This is a genomic window from Streptomyces sp. NPDC057307, from assembly GCF_042667665.1.
In the GTDB taxonomy this organism is placed as follows: domain Bacteria; phylum Actinomycetota; class Actinomycetes; order Streptomycetales; family Streptomycetaceae; genus Streptomyces.
In genome coordinates this window covers 1-17,538 of record NZ_JBHUZM010000151.1, presented here as the reverse complement: position 1 = coordinate 17,538, position 17,538 = coordinate 1, and the positions used below count along the sequence as shown (strand labels likewise).

Here is a 17,538-nt window from a genome sequence, read left to right as displayed (position 1 = left end):
AGGGCACGAACACCAACACCGACACGTCGGACCCCTCCGGGCCGGCCACCATGCCCGCCCCCCTCCCCGGGAACCGGGTGCGGCGGCCGGTCACGCGCGGGCGCTCACAGCGCCCGCGCGACCTCCGTCGCCCAGTACGTGAGGATCAACTGCGCCCCGGCCCGCTTGATGCCGGTCAGGCTCTCCATGATCGCCTTGTCCCGGTCGATCCAGCCCTTCTCGGCCGCCGCCTCGATCATCGCGTACTCACCACTGATCTGGTACGCGGCGACGGGGACGGCCACCTCGGCGGCGACCTTCGCCAGCACGTCCAGATAGGGCCCGGCCGGCTTCACCATCACCATGTCGGCGCCCTCTTCGAGGTCGAGCGCCAACTCCCGCATGGATTCCCGCACGTTGGCCGGGTCCTGCTGGTACGTCTTGCGGTCGCCCGTCAGCGAGGAGCCGACGGCCTCCCGGAACGGGCCGTAGAACGCGGACGAGTACTTCACCGCGTACGCCAGGACGGACACGTCCTCCTTGCCGATCGTGTCCAGCGCGTCGCGGGCCACGCCCACCTGGCCGTCCATCATCCCGCTGGCGCCCAGCACATGAGCGCCCGCGTCGGCCTGGACCTGGGCCATCTCCGCGTACCGCTCCAGCGTCGCGTCGTTGTCGACGCGACCGGCGGCGTCGAGCACCCCGCAGTGGCCGTGGTCTGTGTACTCGTCCAGACACAGGTCGGACATGATCACCAGATCGTCGCCGACCTCCTCGCGGACCGCCCGGATCGCCACCTGGAGGATTCCCTCCGGGTCGGTCCCGGCCGTCCCGAGCGCGTCCTTCTTCGCGTCCTCGGGCACCCCGAACAGCATGATCCCGGAGACGCCCGCGCCCACCGCCTCGACGGCCGCCTTACGCAGCGTGTCCAGGCTGTGCTGGACGACCCCGGGCATGGCCGAGATGGCCAGCGGCTCGTCGATGCCCTCCCGCACGAACGCGGGCAGGATCAGATCGGCCGGGTGGAGCCGCGTCTCGGCGACCATGCGCCGCATCGCGGGGCTGGTCCGCAGCCGACGGGGCCGGGCACCGGGGAAGGAACCGTACACAGTCATGGTGAGTCGCCTCATGGTCCGAAAGAGCTGTCGTCCCCGTCCACGCTACGCCGCATGGACGGGAGCCCCTCACGAACCCGCTATGTCGTGCGCCGCCGCCTCGACCCCGGTCGCCGTTCACTCGGCCGGGTGACCGTTTCGCCGGCCTCCCGCGCCGCCTCCCGGCGCTCCGCGCCGAACGCGGCCAGCGCCTCGGCCAGCTTGTGCACCGAAGGCTCCGGCGACAGCACGTCCACCCGCAGCCCGTGCTCCTCCGCCGTCTTGGCGGTCGCCGGGCCGATGCACGCGATGACGGTCACATTGTGCGGCTTGCCCGCGATACCGACCAGATTCCGCACGGTGGACGACGAGGTGAACATCACCGCGTCGAAGCCACCGCCCTTGATGGCCTCGCGTGTCTCGGCGGGCGGCGGCGACGCGCGCACGGTCCGGTAGGCCGTGACGTCGTCGACCTCCCAGCCGAGTTCGATCAGCCCGGCGACCAGCGTCTCCGTGGCGATGTCGGCGCGCGGCAGGAACACCCGGTCGATCGGGTCGAAGACCGGGTCGTACGGCGGCCAGTCCTCCAGGAGACCGGCGGCCGACTGCTCACCGCTGGGCACCAGGTCCGGCTTGACGCCGAAGTCGACCAGCGCGGCCGCGGTCTGCTCGCCGACCGCGGCGACCTTGATCCCCGCGAAGGCACGGGCGTCGAGCCCGTACTCCTCGAACTTCTCCCTGACGGCCTTGACGGCGTTGACCGACGTGAAGGCGATCCACTCGTAGCGCCCGGTGACAAGACCCTTGACCGCGCGCTCCATCTGCTGGGGCGTACGCGGCGGTTCGACCGCGATGGTCGGGACCTCGTGCGGTACGGCGCCGTACGACCGAAGCTGGTCGGAGAGCGAGGCGGCCTGCTCCTTCGTACGCGGGACGAGCACCTTCCAGCCGAACAGCTGCTTCGACTCGAACCACGCGAGCTGGTCGCGTTGCGCGGGCGCGCTGCGCTCCCCGACCACGGCTATGACCGGCTGATGCCCGGACGCCGAGGGCAGGACCTTCGCCTGCTTCAGCGTCAGCGCGATCGTGCCGAGCGTCGCGGACCAGGTGCGCTGCCGGGTCGTCGTACCGGCGACGGTGACCGTCATCGGTGTGTCGGGCTTGCGGCCCGCGGCGACGAACTCCCCGGCGGTCGCGGCGACCGTGTCGAGGGTCGCCGAGACGACCACCGTGCCGTCGCTGGCGCCGAGTTCGGTCCAGCAGCGGTCGTCGGCCGTACGGCTGTCGACGAAGCGGACGTCGGTGCCCTGCGCGTCCCGCAGCGGCACACCCGCGTAGGCGGGCACCCCGACGGCGGCGGCGATACCGGGCACGACCTCGAAGGGAATGCCCGCGGCGGCGCACGCCAGCATCTCGGAGCCGGTGTCGCCGTCGAGACCGGGATCCCCGGTCACCGCACGGACGACCCGCTTGCCGCCGCGCGCGGCCTCCATGACAAGATTGACGGCATCCCTGATCGCGGGGATACCGGCGGCTGTTGACGCATCGTCAACAATCGTCAGCGCTGGCGTGCTCACACCCGCACGCGCATGGGCGCGTACGAGAGCGAGCACATCAGGCTCGGCGATCAGTACCTCCGCCCCCGCGAGCGCCTCGACGGCGCGGAGTGTCAGCAGACCCGGATCCCCGGGTCCGGCACCGAGGAAGGTGACGTGCCCTGAGGCGTAGACGGCCGGATGGTCGGCGATGGGGCTCAAAGTGCTCGCTCCCCCATAAGACCGGCCGCACCCTTGGCGAGCATCTCGGACGCGAGTTCGCGACCGAGCGCGACGGCGTCGCCGAGCGACGTGGGTACGGGACCGGTGATGGACAACTGCACGAGCGTCGAGCCGTCGGTCGTGCCGACGACGCCACGCAGGCGCAGTTCGTTGACAAATCGCGCGTCCTGTCCGTCGCCCAGCAGGTCGGCCAGCGCACCCACAGGTGCGCTGCAACCGGCCTCCAGGGCGGCGAGCAGGGAACGTTCCGCGGTGACGGCGATCCGCGTGTGCGGATCGTCGAGGCCGGCGAGTGCGGTGGCGAGTTCCGGGTCGGAAGCCACGCATTCGACGGCGAGTGCCCCCTGGCCGGGGGCCGGCAGGACGGAGTCGACCGACAGGAAGTCGGTCACCTCGTCTGTCCTGCCGAGGCGGTTGAGACCGGCGGCGGCCAGCACGACGGCATCGAGCTGTCCGCCGCGCACGTAGCCGATACGGGTGTCGATGTTCCCGCGTATCGGCACAGTCTCTATGAGCAGACCGTGGCTCCGGGCGTGCGCGTTGAGCTGCGCCGTACGCCGCGGGGAGCCGGTACCGATCCTGGCGCCGTGCGGCAGCCGGTCGAGAGTCAGCCCGTCGCGTGCGATCAGCACGTCCCGGGGGTCCTCGCGGCGCGGTACGGCGGCCAGTGTCAGGTTCTCGGGCTGGGCCGTGGGCAGGTCCTTGAGCGAGTGGACCGCGAGGTCGACCTCGCCGCGCAGCAGCGCCTCGCGCAGCGCGGTGACGAAGACGCCGGTGCCGCCGATCTGGGACAGCTGCTCACGGGAGGTGTCGCCGTACGTGGTGATCTCCACCAGCTCCACGGCGCGTCCGGTCAACTCCCGGACGGCGTCGGCCACTTGCCCGGACTGGGCCATGGCGAGCCTGCTGCGCCTGGTCCCGAGTCTCAGTGTCTTCTCGGTCATACTCGCCCTCGGTTCTTGACGTCGACCGCGTTCCGGTCGACGGGTGCGCTCCGGTCGACCGGTGCGTTCCGATCGGCGGGTGCGCCGCGGCCGGCCGCTGTGCTGCGGTCGGCGGCCTCGTTCCGGTCGGCCCGGCTGACGGAGGCGACCGTCTGCGGGTCGAGGTCGAAGAGTTCGCGCAGCGCGTCCGCGTAACCGGCTCCGCCCGGCTCACCGGCGAGCTGCTTCACCCGCACGGTCGGCGCGTGCAGCAGCTTGTCGACCACACGGCGTACGGCCTGGGTGATCTCGGCGCGCTGCCGCTCGTCGAGGCCGGGGAGCCGGCCTTCGAGACGGGTGATCTCGTTGGTGACGACATCGGCGGCCATGGCGCGCAGCGCGACCACGGTCGGGGTGATGTGGGCGGCGCGCTGGGCGGCGCCGAAGGCCGCGACCTCGTCGGTGACGATCCGCTTGACCTGCTCGACGTCGGCGGCCATCGGGGCGTCGGCGGAGGCGTCGGCCAGGGATTCGATGTCGATCAGCCGGGCGCCGGTGAGGCGGTGGACGGCCGCGTCGATGTCGCGGGGCATGGCGAGGTCGAGGAGCGCCAGCTCCCGGCCGCCGTCGGTCTGGCCCATGGCCGTCTCGACGGCATCGGCCGTCAGGACGAGACCGGTGGCGCCGGTACAGGAAACGACGACATCGGCACGTGTCAACTCGCCGTCCACGGCGCCCATGTCGACGGCGCGGGCCCTGACTCCCGTACCACCGGGCTCGTTCAGGATCGCCACCAGCCGGTCCGCGCGCGCGGCGGTGCGGTTGGCGACGACGATCTCGGCGACTCCGGCACGGGCGAGTGTCGCGGCGGCGAGCGAGGACATCGACCCGGCGCCGATCACCAGCGCCCGCCGGCCGGCGGCCCAGCCGGGGACGTCCGCGCCGGCGGCGAGCTGTTCGAGACCGAAGCTGACGAGCGACTGCCCGGCCCGGTCGATCCCGGTCTCGCTGTGGGCGCGCTTGCCGACGCGCAGCGCCTGCTGGAAGAGGTCGTTGAGGAGGCGCCCGGCGGTGTGCAGCTCCTGGCCGCCCGCGAGCGCGTCCTTGATCTGCCCGAGGATCTGGCCCTCGCCGACGACCATCGAGTCCAGTCCGCAGGCCACCGAGAAGAGATGGTGGACGGCGCGGTCCTCGTAGTGCACATAGAGATAAGGGGTCAGCTCGTCCAGGCCGACGCCGCTGTGCCGGGCGAGGAGCGTGGACAGCTCGGCGACGCCCGCGTGGAACTTGTCCACGTCCGCGTACAGCTCGACCCGGTTGCACGTCGCGAGGACGGCCGCCTCGGTCGCCGGCTCGGCGGCGAGCACGTCCTGGAGGAGCTTGGTCCGGCCGTCCGGGGACAGCGACACCCGGTCCAGCACGCTCACGGGCGCGCTGCGGTGGCTCAGACCGATGACCAGAAGACTCATGCCGGCATCACGGCGGGGACTTCCCCGTCGGGTCCCTTCCGGCTCGCGGCGGTGGAGCGGATCGGCGGCGGCGTGCCCGCCTCGGCGGCCGCGGCTTCCTCACCGGCCTTGCGCTGCTCGTGGAAGGCGAGGATCTGCAGCTCGATGGAGAGGTCGACCTTCCGTACGTCCACGCCGTCGGGCACGGTCAGCACGGTCGGGGCGAAGTTGAGGATCGAGGTGACACCGGCGGCGACGAGGCGCTCGCAGACCTGCTGGGCACCGCCCGCCGGGGTCGCGATGACCCCGATGGAGACGCCGTTGTCGCTGATGATCCGCTCCAGCTCGTCCGTGTGCTGGACGGGGATCCCGGCGACCGGCTTGCCGGCCATCTCGGGGTCGGCGTCGATCAGCGCGGCGACGCGGAAGCCGCGGGAGGCGAATCCGCCGTAATTGGCGAGCGCGGCGCCGAGGTTGCCGATACCGACGATGACGACGGGCCAGTCCTGCGTGAGGCCGAGTTCACGGGAGATCTGGTAGACGAGGTACTCCACGTCGTACCCGACCCCGCGCGTGCCGTAGGAGCCGAGATACGAGAAATCCTTGCGCAGCTTCGCGGAGTTGACCCCGGCGGCCACGGCGAGTTCCTCGGACGACACAGTGGGTACGGAACGCTCGGAGAGTGCGGTGAGGGCCCGCAGATACAGCGGAAGCCGGGCGACCGTGGCCTCGGGGATTCCTCGGCTACGGGTCGCCGGTCGGTGAGTTCGGCCAGTTGCCACGGTGCTCCTGCCGGATGAGCGGGGCTGCAGGCGGTCGTATGTCCAAGGACCGCCCCGTCGTGTGCAGGTTATGTCTTTGTGAACGCGTGCACAAAGATTGTGTCCACTTTGTCCGTGCAAAGTGACCGGGGTCACGCGACCCGAACGAGGGATCTTGGAACCCTCGACCGCACCGGCCCGTTGAACCCATGATGGGGGCAAAACCGTACAACTCCTCATGACCACGCCCCCGAGACCGCTTCCGCCGCGCCCGCCGGAGCCGGTCGTCCCGGCCCGTCGGAAAAAGCTCGGCAAAGCGCCCACGATCGTAACCGTCTTTCTGTCAGGTCCCCAGTTCCTTGCGGAGCCGATCGGCGTCAACACGCCAGAACGTGTGCTGTTCGCCGTCGATGAGCACGACCGGAATTTGCTCCCAGTAGGCGCGGTGCAGCTCTTCGTCCACCGTGATGTCCTTCTCCTCCCAGGACGCACCGGTTTCGGCACACACCGCGGCGACGACGGCGCGCGCGTCGTCACAGAGATGACAGCCGGGTTTGGAGACGAGCGTCACCACGCGCTCGGCGGGTTTCTTCTTCGTACGACGCAGGAGGGGGCTCATGGCCTCCATTGTCCGCCGTCGGGCGACCGCGCCCCCGATCGCCTTCTTTCTCCACCCGCTCTTCACCTTCTCGGAGAGTTCACACCGACGGCACCCCGGCGCGTCCGGAAGTACCGAACAGACTGACTATGCTCTCGCTATGGCCGCACTGGGATGGCTCACCCCCCGTAAGCGCTCCGCGACAGCACGGAGCGTGCTCGCGGGTGAGGCCGCAGCAGAGGCAGGACTCAAGTCGTCGCAGGAGATCGACGGCGTCGGCGCGGCACCGACCGGTATCGCCGATCCCGCCGTACCCGACTTCCCCGTCTTCGGGGACGCGCGCGCCGCGGCGTTCTTCGACCTGGACAACACCGTCATGCAGGGCGCCGCGATCTTCCACTTCGGACGCGGGCTGTACAAGCGGAAGTTCTTCCAGCGCCGTGAACTGGCCAGATTCGCCTGGCAGCAGACCTGGTTCCGGCTCGCCGGCGTCGAGGACCCGCAGCACATGCAGGACGCGCGCGACAGCGCGCTGTCCATCGTCAAGGGCCACCGGGTCGCCGAGCTGATGTCCATCGGCGAGGAGATCTACGACGAGTACATGGCCGACCGCATCTGGCCGGGCACCCGCACCCTCGCGCAGGCGCACCTCGACGCCGGGCAGCAGGTCTGGCTGGTGACCGCCGCGCCCGTCGAGACCGCCACGATCATCGCCCGGCGCCTCGGACTGACCGGCGCGCTCGGCACGGTCGCCGAGTCGATCGACGGCGTCTACACCGGCAAGCTCGTCGGCGAGCCGCTGCACGGCCCGGCGAAGGCCGAGGCGGTACGGGCACTGGCGACGGCCGAGGACTTCGACCTGAACCGCTGCGCGGCGTACAGCGACTCGCACAACGACATCCCGATGCTGTCGCTGGTCGGACATCCGTACGCGATCAACCCGGACAGCAAGCTCCGGAAGCACGCCAAGGACCGCGAGTGGCGGCTGCGTGACTATCGGACGGGCCGCAAGGCGGCCAAGGTCGGCATCCCGGCGGCAGCCGGGGTCGGCGCGCTGGCGGGCGGCACGGCCGCCGCGGTGGCACTGCACCGCCGCCGCCGCTGACCCATGTCGCGCACTGCCGCGCACTGCCGCGCCCGACCGCGTGTCGGCCGCCGCCGCTGTCGCACTCAGGCACAACAGATCACGTCGGCCGACACATCGTGACGCCAAACGATCAATAAGCGCTCACGATGTGCTACTTGATTCGCCGTATAGGCGTAACAGAAGCGACGTAATCGATGATTTGAGCAACTGGGTGTAGTGCTGCCTGTACGAAGCGTTATTCTCCTCAGACGCATACCGGACCCCACACGTCGCCACGACGAGTGAATGGTCCCGCACTGAACGTGATGGAAGCTCTGCCTCTGGGAGTCCCGTGTACCCACACGTCGGGGTTGACGCCTCGGGCCTGGCTACGCTGCGCGCATCGGTCATCGACCGCTTGCGCGGCTTCGTCCCCACCGCGTACGCCGTCCCCGCATTCGCCGCCGCGGCCCCTGCCGTGAGCGGCCCGATTGGTCCTTGCTATGCCCTGGCGAACGGCGGTGCGGCGGTCGGCAGACGGGGAAGCCGAAACAGCAGCACCACCGCCGCCTCCACCCCCGTCCGCCGGCCCACGGCGGACAGCGACAGCGCACGCATGATGGAGCTGGTCGAGCGCGCCCAGGCCGGCGAGGCCGAAGCGTTCGGCAGGCTGTACGACCAGTACAGCGACACCGTCTACCGCTACATCTACTACCGCGTGGGCGGCAAGGCGACCGCGGAGGACCTCACCAGTGAGACCTTCCTGCGCGCCCTGCGGCGTATCTCCACGTTCACCTGGCAGGGCCGCGACTTCGGCGCCTGGCTGGTCACGATCGCGCGCAACCTGGTCGCCGACCACTTCAAGTCGAGCCGGTTCCGACTCGAAGTGACCACCGGCGAAATGCTCGACGCCAACGAGGTCGAGCGCAGCCCGGAGGACTCCGTCCTCGAGTCCCTCTCGAACGCCGCGCTGCTCGAAGCCGTACGGAAACTCAACCCCCAGCAGCAGGAATGCGTGACCCTGCGCTTCCTGCAAGGGCTCTCGGTCGCCGAGACGGCACGGGTCATGGGGAAGAACGAAGGAGCGATCAAAACCTTGCAGTACCGGGCCGTGCGCACGCTGGCGCGGCTGCTCCCGGAGGATGCCCGCTGACGGCCGTCCACCGGTCCGCCCATCGGTCCGCCCACAGATCCGGCGCACCGTTCAACTCACCGTCGGTGACGCCTCGATGACGCACTGGTCCGATCATCTTTCGCGCGTAACCCAAGTGCCGAGACGCTCGTTGTGCGGGATGCAGGCTCCCTGTGGATGCGCTCAAGGCGTGCAACCTTCCGAACCCCCAGGGGAGTCGATCGTCATGACGAGAGGAGGTGCCGCCAGTGATCGCGAATGTCTCGGCACACCGGCGGGCGAACGCCTTCGCCCAGGCCCTGGAAGACCGGACATCCCAGGGCGCGGCGGGGGACCAGCCCGCCGCGTCGGCCGAACCGACTGAGCAGGGGCGGCTGTTGGCCCTGGCGAACGGTCTCGGTGAGCTACCGAGACCCACGCTGGACCCAGAGGTCAAAGTGGTGCAACGAGCACAGCTCGTGGCAGCCATGGAGGCCATGCTGCTGGAGGGCACGGCGGGCGGAGCCGCGTCCACGGGCACCACGGTGCCCGAACAACGACGGACCTCGGGGAGGGGAGCCCACCGGGCGTCCCCGCTCCGCAAGCTCCGTCCGAGGTCCCGCTGGTCGAAAGGGCTCGCGGCCGGCGGACTCACCGTCGGTGTGGCCGCCGGTGCTTTCGGCGGAGTGGCCGCCGCCAGTTCCGACGCCCTGCCCGGTGATTCGCTGTACGGGCTGAAGCGCGGCATGGAGGACTTCAAGCTGGGCATGGCCGACGAGGACGCCGACCGCGGCGGTCTCTATCTGGACCATGCCTCGACCCGGCTGAGCGAAGCCCGCCGACTGCTGGAGCGTGGCCGCTCCGGCGCGCTGGACCACGAATCGCTCGGCGAGATCCGCCGGGCGCTCAACGGCATGAAGCACGACGCCACCGAAGGCCACCGGCTGCTGCACCAGGCGTACGAGAAGGACGGCAAGATCAAGTCGATCGCGACGCTCTCCTCGTTCTCCGAATCGCACCGCGCCATCTGGAACGGCCTGCGGGACCGGCTGCCACCGCAGCTGAGCGACGTGGGAAGCCAGGTCAATCTGGTGTTCGACGCCATAGACGAAGACGTCGCCCCGTTGCAGTCGCTGCTGCCACGCACTCCCGACAAGGACCCGCGCTCGCAGAAACCCGGCGGGACCACCAAGGAGCCCAACGGCTCCGACGGCAAGGACAACGGACCGGCACCGTCGAAGTCGGCCCCCGACAAGGGCCGTACGGACAGCGGACAGAAGCCGAGCCCGTCCGGGCCCGGAGAGTCGGAGCACGACGGGCTGCTGCCCGGCGCGCCCGGCGATCTGCTCAACCCGCCGTCGGGCAGCGACCTTCCGTCGGCGCCCGGCCAGGGCGGCATCCCGCCGGCCCCGGACGTCACACTCCCGCCGCTGCTGCCCGGCCTGCTGCCGGGGCTGGGCATCGACACGGAGAACGCGGACTGACGGGACGGCACGGCGCATGAGAGAGGCGAGGGCCGTCGGCCCTCGCCTCTTTCGTGCTGTCTCGGTGCTGTCTCGGTGCTGTCTTCCGGCTGTCGGATCGCGCGTGCTGTCAGAAGAAGACCGAGCGGCGCTGTACGAGCAGCTTGTAGAGCGTGTGCTGGATCTGCTCCCGTACCTGATCGGTCAGGTTGAACATCAGCATCGGATCCTCGGCCGCCTCCGGCGGATAGCCGTCCGTGGGAATCGGCTCGCCGAACTGGATCGTCCACTTCGTCGGCAGCGGCAGCGCGCCCAGCGGCCCGAGCCAGGGGAACGTCGGCGTGATCGGGAAGTACGGGAATCCCAGCAGCCGCGCCAGCGTCTTGGAGTTGCCGAGCATCGGGTAGATCTCCTCCGCCCCGACGATCGAGCACGGCACGATCGGCACACCGTGCCGCAGCGCCGTCGAGACGAACCCGCCCCGGCCGAAGCGCTGCAGCTTGTAGCGCTCACCGAAGGGCTTCCCCAGCCCCTTGAAGCCCTCCGGCATCACCCCGACGATCTCGCCGCGCCGGAGCAGCCGCTCCGCGTCCTCCGCGCAGGCCAGGGTGTGACCGGCCTTGCGCGCCAGCTCGTTGACGACCGGCAGCATGAACACCAGATCGGCGGCGAGCAGCCGCAGATGGCGGCCGGCGGGGTGGTTGTCGTGGACGGCGACCTGCATCATCAGCCCGTCGAGCGGCAGGGTGCCGGAGTGGTTGGAGACCACCAGCGCACCGCCGTCCGTGGGGATGTTCTCGATGCCCTTCACCTCGACGCGGAAGTAGTTCTCGTAGAGCGGCCGGATCAACGACATCAGGACCTGGTCGGTGAGTTCCTTGTCGTACCCGAACTCGTCGACCTCGTAATCGCCGGTGACCCGGCGCCGCAGAAAAGCGAACCCCTCCGCGAGCCGCCGGTCCCAGCCACTGCCGCCGGACCGAGGTTCCTGCTCGGAGCGAGGCTCGTCGGTCGCATCGGTCGCGCCGTTCGTGCCGGCCGCGTCGGCCTGGGACACGCCCGGGTGCGACGACGGATCGGTCTTCTTCGTACCGTCGTCGGAAAGGGCATCGGCGGCGGCGTCCATGCTGTCCTCGACCCCGTCCGGCTGATCGGGAACGGACGCGAGCGAGTGCGGACCGCTCCCCGACCCGGATCCGGACGAGGGCCCGGCCCCGGACGAGGACGACTTGCCGCGTGCCTGCGCGCGCTTCGCCGCGGCGTCCTTCGCCGCCCCGCCGCCGGTTCCGGCAGCGCCGCCCAACCGCGCCGCGCGCCGTGACCGGGGCTCTTCGCCGAAGGGAATGACCTTGGCATCGGCCATGTCAGATGCGCTCCTTGCTGACGAGGGTGGCGACCTGGTCGACCGCGTCGGCGACAGCCTCCGGCGGCAACAGCCCGGCACCCCGGCTACGTGCGAAGTCCGTGAAAGCCTCCGCCGTCGTGTACGTGGGTACGAACCCCAGTGTCTCGCGCATCTGATCCGTACTGACGACCCGGCCGTGGGTCAGCAGCCGGATCTGCTCCGGCGAGAAGTCCGTCACGCCGAGCGTGCGCAGCGCCGAGCCGACCCAGGTGACGGCCGGCAGCAGCACGGGCACGGTCGGCCTGCCGAGGCGCCGGGAGCACTGCGAGAGCAACAGCACGCCGTCACCGGCGATGTTGAAGGTACCGCTGTTGAGCGTGCCGCGCCGGGGCTCGTGCAGGGCGATCCGCAGCACGTCGATGACGTCGTCCTCGTGGACGAACTGGAGCCGCGGGTCGTAGCCGAAGACCGTGGGCAGTACGGGCAGCGACAGATACTCGGCGAGCGGTGAATCCGCCGCGGGCCCGAGGATGTTCGCGAAGCGCAGCACGCACACGGCGACGTCCGGCCGGCGGCGCGCGAACCCGCGTACGTAGCCCTCGACCTCCACCGCGTCCTTCGCGAAGCCGCCGCTGGGCAGCGACTTGGGCGGGGTGTTCTCCGTGAAGACGGCGGGGTCGCGGGGCGCGGAGCCGTACACGCTCGTACTGGACTTCACGACCAGGCGCTCGACGGTGGGCGACTTCTGGCAGGCACCGAGCAGTTGCATGGTGCCGATGACGTTGGTCTCCTTGACGGCCGTCCGGCCGCCGGCGCCGAGCGGGGTGCCCGTCACGTCCATGTGCACGACGGTGTCGACGGAGTGCTCGGCCAGGACGCGCGCTATGGCGGGCTGGCGGATGTCCGCCCGTACGAAATCGGCACCGCCGAGACTGTGCTCGGGAGTCACGGCGTCCACACCGATGACCCGGTCCACCTCGGAATCGCGCAGGATTCTCCGTACGAGACGGCTGCCGAGCTGGCGGGCCACTCCGGTCACGAGCACGACCTTGCCCAAGATCAGCGCCTTCCCCTGAATTTGATGTCTGGCCCAAGCACATTGCTTGTCTCAGGCGTCACCGTAGCGGGTCGCCGCAGTCACGGGACGGCCTCGCGAGGCTCTTCTCCGCACCTTCGCGAATCTTTGACCCGAACTGACCCGCCCCGACCCGCCCCGACGCCGGACGACCTGGCCCGAGCGACGCGGAACGCACCGCGGCCCTCCCACCTGCATGGTGGGAGGGCCGCGATGTCACGTACAGCTGTCGCTTACTTCTTGTTACGACGCTGAACGCGGGTGCGCTTGAGCAGCTTGCGGTGCTTCTTCTTGGCCATCCGCTTACGCCGCTTCTTGATAACAGAGCCCACGACTACCCTCGCTCACTTCTCTTCACTCGGTGCGGGGCGTCTGGGCCCACACGACCTACGTTGGCCCAGCCTACCCGTCACCGAGTGAGGGACGTAATCCGAGGGAAATCTCAGGCGGATTCGACCCCCACGAAAGACTCGCGGAGATACTCGTGTACCGCTTGCTCCGGAACCCGGAAAGACCTGCCCACCCGGATCGCCGGCAGATGACCGCTGTGCACCAATCGGTACACGGTCATCTTCGACACTCGCATCACCGAGGCGACTTCCGCCACGGTAAGGAACTTGACCTCGTTGAGAGGCCTCTCGCTGCCAGCAGCCATGACCCACCTGTACCTTCCGCACCCGACGGCCACCGGCTTCCCCTCCGGTAACTCTTCGTCGCTGTGCGCTCACACCCCAGACTAGGGGCGGGTGGTACGAGTGGGGAAGAGGAGCAGCACATAGCCGCCTACTGTGACAGACACGCTCGATTGAGTACATAGCGAGTCAGCGGACGGTAGTAATCGGACCGCACACCGTCGTCAACCGGAACCACGACGGACACCCGGCCCTCCGCCTCGCCCACGAAGAGCGCCGGATCGTCGGTGTCGGCGAGGCCGATGGCCTCAATCCCCAACTGACCTGCCCCGCAGACCCATCCGTGGTCTCCGACGACCAGCTCGGGGAGCGGTCCGCCGGACGCCGCGGCACTGTCCAACGCAACCCGAACGGGGAGGGGGGAATGGCTGTGTGCGCCGGTCTCACTCCGGGCGTGCGACGCTTCGGATTCCCGCACCAACGCGACTCCTCGTACGTAGTCGAGGTTGTACGTGCGTACGCCGAACCGGGTCGTTATGTCGATACATCGCCCCTTCGCCGGGGTGAGTACGAGGCATCCCGCCGCCGACAAAGCGTCTGCCAACCCCGCGTAGAAGCCGATCAGCCGGTGCGGATGCCCGGTTCCGAACAGCACGGGAGCCCGGCGCCCGGCGGCGGCGCCCAGCCGTTCGGCGAAGGCGTCGAGGCTGCTCAACGTCCGTTCGGGGTCGATGACATCGCCGCCGGAGACATGCGTGGGATCCCCGGAGACCCCGCACCTGTCGGCCATGAGCCGCAGCAAGTCGCGCTCGCACCAGGCCCGTTCGGGAGTGAGCCCCAGCGTCGCGCGCGGATCACGGGCGACGAAGAGCCGGTAACTGCGCAGGCTCTGCTCCCGCGTGGTGGCGACCGGCCCGGCCAGTCTGGCGGCCAGGAGATGGGCGCGTAGCGTTCCCGTACTCAGCACAGCCCCGATGCTTCCGTACGAAGGCGGCCCCGGGGCCAAAACGGTTGCGGCACCGCACAGTTGGCGTAACGACCGGCCCGGCCGACACGCCGGCCTGGTGCGTCAGGCCAGCAGTCCCCGCAACGGGAACACCGCCTTGCGGGTCGCGAGGATCGCCTGGTCCAGCCGGTCCGCCGGGTCGTAACCCGCGTCCCACGACTGCCAGTTCGGCGTACGCCCGTCCGTCATCCGCCGCGGCGCGGACTCGCGCGTACGGGCGAAGACCTCGTCCCGCCACTCCTCCGGCACCGCCGCCGTCGGGTCGATGGGCGCGTGCGCCGCGATCGACACCAGATGGGTCCAGGAGCGCGGCACGACGTCCACGACCGAGTACCCGCCGCCGCCCAGCGCGATCCAGCGCCCCTCGTCGACGTACTCGTGCGCCAGGTCGTGACAGGACGCCTGCACGGCGCGCTGTGCGTCCAGCGACACCGCGAGATGCGCCAGCGGGTCCTCGAAGTGCGTATCGGCACCGTGCTGCGTCACCAGCGCCTGCGGCCGGAAGTCCGCGAGCAGTTCGGGCACGACGGCGTGGAAGGCCCGCAGCCACCCCTCGTCACCGGTCCCCGCGGGCAACGGCAGGTTGACCGCGCTGCCCTCCCCCGCGCCCTCGCCCGTCTCCTCGGCCCAGCCGGTCTGCGGGAAGAGCGTGCGGGGGTGCTCGTGCATCGAGATCGTCAGCACGCGCGGGTCGTCCCAGAACGCCGCCTGGACGCCGTCCCCGTGGTGCACGTCCACGTCCACGTACGCGACGCGCTCCGCGCCCAGCTCCAGGAGCCGCGCGACGGCGAGAGACGCGTCGTTGTAGACGCAGAAGCCCGAGGCCGAGCCGGGCATCGCGTGATGCAGACCGCCGGCGAAGTTCACGGCGTGCGGCGCCTCGCCGCGCCACACGGCCTCGGCGGCGCCGACCGACTGCCCGGCGATGAGCGCGGACGACTCGTGCATCCCGGCGAAGGCCGGATTGTCGGGAGTTCCGATGCCGTACGAACCGTCGGCGGACCTCGGGTCGGCCGAGTAGCGCCGTACCGCGTCGACGTAGTCCTCGTGGTGGACGAGTCTCAGCGTGGAATCCCCGGCGGGCGCCGCGGACACCACGTCCACCTCGCTGTCGAGCCCGTACGCGCGCACGAGCTCCCTCGTCAGAGCCAGGCGTACCGGGTCCATCGGGTGACTCGACCCGAAGTTGTAGCCCGTTACGGCGTCATCCCACATCAGCTGTGCGCGACCGGTCATGCCCGCCACCGTATCGGGCGGTCCCGTCGGCGAACGACCGGGCGTACACCAGCGTCACGAGGATCATCACCATCGGGACGAGCATCGCGCCCCGGTAACTCCACACGTCTCCGAGGGCGCCGACGAGGGGCGATCCGATCAGAAAACCCACGTAGTTGAAGATGTTCAGCCGGGCGACGGCCGCGTCACTGGCGTCGGGGAACATCCGCCCGGCGGCGGCGAAGCACTGCGGTACGAGGACGCAGAGGCCGAACCCGAGCATCGTGAATCCCAGGATCCCCACCCACGCGCCGGGGGCCAGCGCGACCACCGCGAACCCGGCGGCGGCGAACAGCGCCCCGAACCGCACGACGGCGACGGGCCCGAAGCGCCGCACACCGAGGTCACCGGCGGCGCGGCCGAGGAGTGTGGTGACCATGTAGGCGTTGTACGGGACGGTGGCGACCTCGTCGGAGCTGCCGAGGACGTCCTGGAGGTATTTGGCACTCCAGTTGGAGACGGTGGAGTCGCCGATGTAGGCGAAGGTCATGACGAGGCAGAGCGGCAGGAGGGCCTTGAAAGCGACGCTGCTCGCGCCGTCCTTGGCCAATTCGGCCGATTTGGCGGAGGTGGCGGAGGTGGCGGCGTCGGCGGGTATTCGGGTGTCTGTATCCGTGTCCGTGTCCGTGTCCGCGTCCGCGTCGGTGTACCAGCGGCTCCCGACGAGCGCGGCCGGCAGCAGCACGACGACGACCGGCAGATACGACACCAGCAGGGACAGGTCCCAGTGCGCCCCGGCCCAGGCGAGCGAGGCCCCCAGGATGCCGCCGAGGCTGTACGTGGCGTGGAAGCCGAGCATGATGCTGCGCCCGTACGCCCGCTGGAGGCGTACGCCCAGCATGTTCATCGACGCGTCGAGCGCCCCGACCGACAGCCCGAACGCACCGAGCGATGCGGCGAGTTGCCACATCTGATCGCCGGCGGCGACCCCGAGGAGCGCGAGCAGGACGACCGGCTGGGCCCACCGCAGTACGACTCGGGGCCGTACGCGCACGACGATCTTCTCGGTGAGGACGCTGCCCACACCCGCGAGAATCGGCACGGCCGCGAGGAACGCCGGCAACAGGCCGTCGGATATCCCGTACCGGTCCTGAATGGCTGGAATGCGCGTGACGAGGAGGGCGAAGGCCACCCCCTGCACGAGGAAGCTCAGCGCCAGCGACACCCGTCCGTGTCTCAACCGCGTGTCTGTGCTGACCGGCTTGCCTGTCGAGGCCCTCATGGCCGGACAGCGTATGGCTCAGCGCTACCGAGGGGTAGATGGATCAGCCAAGCAGTTCCGGAAGCTCGGCCAGCTGCGCCATCGAGGAGAAGTACGCGGTGGCGCCAGGCAGCTTCTCGGCGGGGGTCATCGCGGTGAACGCGTACACATCCATCCCGGCCGCCCGCGCGGCGGCCACCCCGAGCGGGCTGTCCTCGATGACGACGCACCGGGCGGGAGAGACACCCATCCGCTCGGCCGCGTGCAGGAAGAGATCGGGCGCCGGCTTGCCACGCCCGACGTCCTGCGCGCTGAAGACGACCTCGGGCGCGAACCACCGGCCCAGCCCGGTCTTACGGTGCCCCACCCGGATCCGCTCATGGCTCCCGGACGACGCGACGCAGTACGCCCGCCCGTCGGCGGCCAGCTTGCCCAGCACCTCGGTGACGCCCTCCACGGGCTTCAACTCCCGCTCGAACGCGGCGAACACGCGGCTGTGCAGGGTGTCGTCGAAGTCCTCGGGCAGCTGCTGCCCGGTTCTCTCCCGTACGAGATCGTGCACCCGGTGCACCGCGGCACCCATGTAGTCGCGGAGCGAATCCTCGTAGGTGGTCGGGTGACCGAGTTCGGTGAGATAGCCGGCGAGGATGGTGTTGGACAGAGGCTCGCTGTCGACGAGGACGCCGTCGTTGTCGAAGATGACCAGTTCGTAGCTCATATGCCGACTGTAAATGGCTCCTGAACGCAGAAATGCCTCAGCCCCCGGACCATGGGTCCGGGGGC

17 protein-coding genes are annotated in these 17,538 nt (G+C 70.0%); 3 read left to right on the top strand and 14 right to left on the bottom strand.

Annotated features, from left to right (window positions below; translation table 11 throughout):
* Nucleotides 1–104: 104 nt before the first annotated feature.
* From hemB to ACFUN8_RS32080, 6 genes are all read right to left on the bottom strand, one after another.
* On the bottom strand, nucleotides 105–1,094 hold the full coding sequence (hemB, locus tag ACFUN8_RS32105) for a porphobilinogen synthase (RefSeq protein ID WP_383645394.1): 990 nt from the start codon (nucleotides 1,092–1,094) through the stop codon (nucleotides 105–107).
* An 80-nt stretch (nucleotides 1,095–1,174) separates the two neighbouring features.
* Complete coding sequence (locus ACFUN8_RS32100) at nucleotides 1,175–2,830, bottom strand: uroporphyrinogen-III synthase (protein WP_382568737.1); 1,656 nt, start codon at nucleotides 2,828–2,830, stop codon at nucleotides 1,175–1,177.
* Entirely contained in the window at nucleotides 2,827–3,795 is a 969-nt protein-coding gene (gene hemC / locus ACFUN8_RS32095) for a hydroxymethylbilane synthase (protein ID WP_383645391.1), read from the bottom strand. Before hemC ends, ACFUN8_RS32100 begins: the two co-directional genes overlap by 4 nt.
* Nucleotides 3,792–5,243 (bottom strand): glutamyl-tRNA reductase, encoded by a 1,452-nt coding sequence (locus ACFUN8_RS32090; RefSeq protein WP_383645388.1) that lies wholly within the window; start codon nucleotides 5,241–5,243, stop codon nucleotides 3,792–3,794. Before ACFUN8_RS32090 ends, hemC begins: the two co-directional genes overlap by 4 nt.
* A complete protein-coding gene (locus ACFUN8_RS32085) occupies nucleotides 5,240–6,004 on the bottom strand; it encodes a redox-sensing transcriptional repressor Rex (protein ID WP_189107792.1) in 765 nt (254 codons plus the stop codon). Before ACFUN8_RS32085 ends, ACFUN8_RS32090 begins: the two co-directional genes overlap by 4 nt.
* Before the next feature lie 322 nt (nucleotides 6,005–6,326).
* The gene (locus ACFUN8_RS32080) at nucleotides 6,327–6,602 is read right to left on the bottom strand and encodes a glutaredoxin family protein (protein ID WP_383645384.1); all 276 of its coding nucleotides are present in this window, start codon (nucleotides 6,600–6,602) and stop codon (nucleotides 6,327–6,329) included.
* 139 nt (nucleotides 6,603–6,741) lie between these two features.
* Here ACFUN8_RS32080 and ACFUN8_RS32075 point away from each other — a divergent pair, with 139 nt between their 5' ends.
* The 3 genes from ACFUN8_RS32075 (at nucleotide 6,742) to ACFUN8_RS32065 (ending at nucleotide 10,242) form a co-directional block, all read left to right on the top strand.
* Nucleotides 6,742–7,686 carry an HAD family hydrolase gene (locus tag ACFUN8_RS32075; RefSeq protein WP_383645382.1) on the top strand — a complete coding sequence of 315 codons (945 nt, stop codon included), beginning with the start codon at nucleotides 6,742–6,744 and terminating at the stop codon, nucleotides 7,684–7,686.
* A 313-nt stretch (nucleotides 7,687–7,999) separates the two neighbouring features.
* Nucleotides 8,000–8,800, top strand: a complete 801-nt coding sequence (locus ACFUN8_RS32070) for an ECF subfamily RNA polymerase sigma factor, BldN family (RefSeq protein WP_354605213.1) — start codon at nucleotides 8,000–8,002, stop codon at nucleotides 8,798–8,800.
* A 227-nt stretch (nucleotides 8,801–9,027) separates the two neighbouring features.
* Nucleotides 9,028–10,242: a DUF5667 domain-containing protein gene (locus ACFUN8_RS32065; protein ID WP_383645379.1), complete on the top strand. Its 1,215-nt coding sequence runs from the start codon at nucleotides 9,028–9,030 to the stop codon at nucleotides 10,240–10,242.
* Between the two features lie 109 nt (nucleotides 10,243–10,351).
* On the opposite strand, the gene ACFUN8_RS32060 is transcribed toward ACFUN8_RS32065, so the two are convergent.
* From ACFUN8_RS32060 to ACFUN8_RS32025, 8 genes are all read right to left on the bottom strand, one after another.
* Nucleotides 10,352–11,584 carry a lysophospholipid acyltransferase family protein gene (locus ACFUN8_RS32060; protein WP_383645376.1) on the bottom strand — a complete coding sequence of 411 codons (1,233 nt, stop codon included), beginning with the start codon at nucleotides 11,582–11,584 and terminating at the stop codon, nucleotides 10,352–10,354.
* A gap of 1 nt (nucleotide 11,585) precedes the next feature.
* Nucleotides 11,586–12,623 carry an NAD-dependent epimerase/dehydratase family protein gene (locus tag ACFUN8_RS32055; protein ID WP_382568727.1) on the bottom strand — a complete coding sequence of 346 codons (1,038 nt, stop codon included), beginning with the start codon at nucleotides 12,621–12,623 and terminating at the stop codon, nucleotides 11,586–11,588.
* Between the two features lie 251 nt (nucleotides 12,624–12,874).
* The gene (locus tag ACFUN8_RS32050) at nucleotides 12,875–12,973 is read right to left on the bottom strand and encodes a 30S ribosomal protein bS22 (protein WP_003948845.1); all 99 of its coding nucleotides are present in this window, start codon (nucleotides 12,971–12,973) and stop codon (nucleotides 12,875–12,877) included.
* A 110-nt stretch (nucleotides 12,974–13,083) separates the two neighbouring features.
* The gene (locus ACFUN8_RS32045) at nucleotides 13,084–13,296 is read right to left on the bottom strand and encodes a helix-turn-helix domain-containing protein (protein ID WP_014046653.1); all 213 of its coding nucleotides are present in this window, start codon (nucleotides 13,294–13,296) and stop codon (nucleotides 13,084–13,086) included.
* A 128-nt stretch (nucleotides 13,297–13,424) separates the two neighbouring features.
* The gene (locus tag ACFUN8_RS32040; RefSeq protein WP_383645373.1) at nucleotides 13,425–14,240 is read right to left on the bottom strand and encodes a phosphatase; all 816 of its coding nucleotides are present in this window, start codon (nucleotides 14,238–14,240) and stop codon (nucleotides 13,425–13,427) included.
* A gap of 102 nt (nucleotides 14,241–14,342) precedes the next feature.
* Entirely contained in the window at nucleotides 14,343–15,515 is a 1,173-nt protein-coding gene (locus tag ACFUN8_RS32035; RefSeq protein WP_383645370.1) for an acetoin utilization protein AcuC, read from the bottom strand.
* Nucleotides 15,484–16,776, bottom strand: coding sequence for an MFS transporter (locus ACFUN8_RS32030; RefSeq protein WP_383645367.1), 1,293 nt, complete (start codon nucleotides 16,774–16,776; stop codon nucleotides 15,484–15,486). Before ACFUN8_RS32030 ends, ACFUN8_RS32035 begins: the two co-directional genes overlap by 32 nt.
* A 43-nt stretch (nucleotides 16,777–16,819) precedes the next feature.
* Nucleotides 16,820–17,473: an HAD family hydrolase gene (locus ACFUN8_RS32025; protein WP_383645364.1), complete on the bottom strand. Its 654-nt coding sequence runs from the start codon at nucleotides 17,471–17,473 to the stop codon at nucleotides 16,820–16,822.
* Nucleotides 17,474–17,538 lie beyond the last annotated feature (65 nt).